The sequence below is a fragment of the Butyrivibrio sp. genome, assembly GCF_024699075.1.
In genome coordinates, this window is the sequence record NZ_JAILQF010000141.1 from 1 (window position 1) to 2,839 (window position 2,839).

At 41.2% G+C, this 2,839-nt stretch carries 3 protein-coding genes; all 3 read left to right on the forward strand.

The window, feature by feature from the left end:
• Positions 1-1,284 (forward strand): redoxin domain-containing protein (locus tag K6G87_RS05565; protein ID WP_296834810.1); only part of this gene is annotated, 1,284 nt, incomplete at its 5' end.
• A gap of 297 nt (positions 1,285-1,581) precedes the next feature.
• Positions 1,582-2,262, forward strand: coding sequence for a dihydrofolate reductase family protein (locus K6G87_RS05570; protein WP_027217748.1), 681 nt, complete (start codon positions 1,582-1,584; stop codon positions 2,260-2,262).
• A 261-nt stretch (positions 2,263-2,523) separates the two neighbouring features.
• Positions 2,524-2,715 (forward strand): zinc-ribbon domain-containing protein, encoded by a 192-nt coding sequence (locus K6G87_RS19905; RefSeq protein ID WP_334304854.1) that lies wholly within the window; start codon positions 2,524-2,526, stop codon positions 2,713-2,715.
• Positions 2,716-2,839 lie beyond the last annotated feature (124 nt).

The window sequence follows — 2,839 nt, forward strand, 5'->3', positions numbered from 1 at the left end:
GGACAAAAACATTATGACAGGAAGAAGGTCATGATCAACACCATCTTCTTTGTTATCGGAATTAGCTTTGCTTTCTTCCTTCTCGGAATGGGACTTAGCGTACTCGGAAGATTTTTTAGCGGCAATCAGCTTTTATTTGTGAGAATTGGCGGCATCATAGTTATCTTGTTTGGCCTATATCAGCTTGGAATTTTTGGATTCAGCATGATTTTGGGAAAAGAGATGCGACTGCCCATCGATATAGGCAAATTATCAATGTCACCGCTAACTGCACTTATCATGGGATTTGTTATAAGCTTTGCCTGGAGTCCATGTATTGGACCGGTTTTATCATCGGTGCTTATAATGGCTGCATCGGCTGAATCGGCAGCAGTGGGATTTGGACTTATCGGAGTATATACTCTTGGATATATTATTCCATTTCTGTTACTTGGCGTGTTTACAACAACCTTACTGGAGTTCTTCAGTAAACATAGGAAGGTTGTGAAATACACGGTTAAAGTCGGTGCTGTTCTAATGATATTTATGGGAATCATGATGTTTACAGGTAAACTCAACAGCATTTCCGGATATCTCTCACAGTTCACTGGCGCGCAGGTTAGCATAAGCGAGAGCAGTGAGACAGTATATGATAGCGACAAGAGCAGCGATGCGAATGTCTTGGGCGGAAGTGCTGAGGCAGCAGACGATATAGTCGATACACAGGGAATTGAGGCTGATGCAAACGGTCAGGTAAGTAATGAGAGCCAGGCGGATGGCTCAGCTAAGGCTGATGGCGATGGGCAGAATGTTGATGAAAACCAGTCTGATAGTTCAAGCGAGGAATCCTCTGCGGAGCTCCTTCCTGCACCGGAATTTACTTTGACTGATCAGTATGGCGTGTCTCATAGTTTGTCCGATTACAGGGGCAAGATTGTATTCCTGAATTTCTGGGCAACCTGGTGTCCTCCCTGCAGAGCCGAAATGCCTTATATACAGGAACTCTACGAGGAGTACTCAGCAGATTCTGATTCTGATGTGGTCATATTGTCAGTGGCATTCCCGAATATGGGAAGCGAGACAGATATAGATGGCATCAAGAGTTTCCTTGATGAGAACGGCTATACTTATCCTGTCCTTATGGATGAGGGCGCAACTATTCAACTTGCATATTACATAACTTCCTTCCCAACGACATTCATTATTGATCCCGATGGAAATGTTCTGGGCTACATCCCCGGCGGCATGACCAAAGAAATAATGCTGGATGTTATCGACCAGGCAAGGAATTACCAAAACAACTGATCATAAAAAAATCCGCCGGCTCTATCAATGCCGACGGATTTTTTTAATGCTGGTACATAGCTGGCACAAATGTTAATATAGTTGACAAAACTACACAAAGTAGGAAATGTAACATTTCTTCATCCCATCTATAATTGCATCAACAGGAGAAAAAAGTAGGGAGTGGATATCGTCATTGCAAAAAGCAATTACCTATATGGATGCTTAGGGAGGGTGGAAAGCGTGACCTATACGGGCTATGCTCACCAACTACTGAAGATTCTGTTACTTTGGATTCCTGTAAGAAAGAGGTAATAGATGGATAGACCAATCACAACATTGTTCATGCTTATGTCTGTTGATGGGAAAATAAGTACCGGAGCATCAGATCTTTTAGATGTGGATAGAGACTTTCCAATCATCGAAGGCTTGAAAGAAGGACTGCATCAATACTATGAGATAGAACAGACAACAGATTTATGGTCACTTAATACCGGAAGAGTACAGGCTAAGCTTGGGGTTAATGAGAAAGCTATGCCGGTAAAAACACCGGTTTCATTTGTGCTCATAGACAATTCTCATTTGGACGAACATGGAATAAAGTATTTCTGCGAATTATCAAAAAAGTTCGTGCTCATAACAGCAAATCGAAATCACCCGGCATTTAATGTAGAAGCTGATAATATGGGGATTATTCTCCAAGAAGAATTATCACTTGAGAGGGCGCTTTCTGAACTTAAAGATAAATATGGATGTGAGCGAATCACAATTCAAAGCGGCGGGACGATAAATGGATTATTTCTTAGAAATAAGCTATTTGATTATGTTGATATAGTTGTGGCACCTGTCCTTGTCGGAGGAAAAGCTACATCAACCTTGATAGATGGAGAATCAATCACTGACAGAAAAGATTTGGATAAACTTGGAGTATTACGCCTTGTGGATTGTGAGAAACTTGAAGATTCATATATCAGGCTCAAATATGAAGTGGTTAAATAATGGAGGACAGATGGATACATAGACCAGTACACTGGGGCCTCCAGACAGTACTGGTCTATTATTATGCTCATTTTGAGCGCAGAAAATCGGCATGAGACGATAATACTAATCATATTTCAAAGAAAGGAAAATTTATTGTCGGCGACATTATACAAAACGACATAAAGGGTTTAGTCGTTTTTCTGCCATGTATGTAGTCAGCAGTCAGACAGGCATTATGTAACGCCGGGTGTTAATGACCTTAAGACATATAGTACGGAGATAGCTGCTGAATGGGATTATCAGAGAAATGGAGAACTTACGCCAGATAAAGTAATGCCATTTTCAAACAGAAAAGTATGGTGGAAGTGTGCTATGGGGCATCACTGGCAGTGCTCGGTACAGATCAGGCAGAAAGGGACTGGCTGTCAATACTGCACGGGAAAGGTACATCGTGAATCATTGCTTATATAGTATTTATGGCAAATTGTCTGTTATAGTACTCTCTACAAATAGGGTAATAACTGATATGATGGAAGGTGTGATTAAGCTTGCAATACCATAAAGGAGAGAACAGGGTTATGCGTAAAGTAATGAT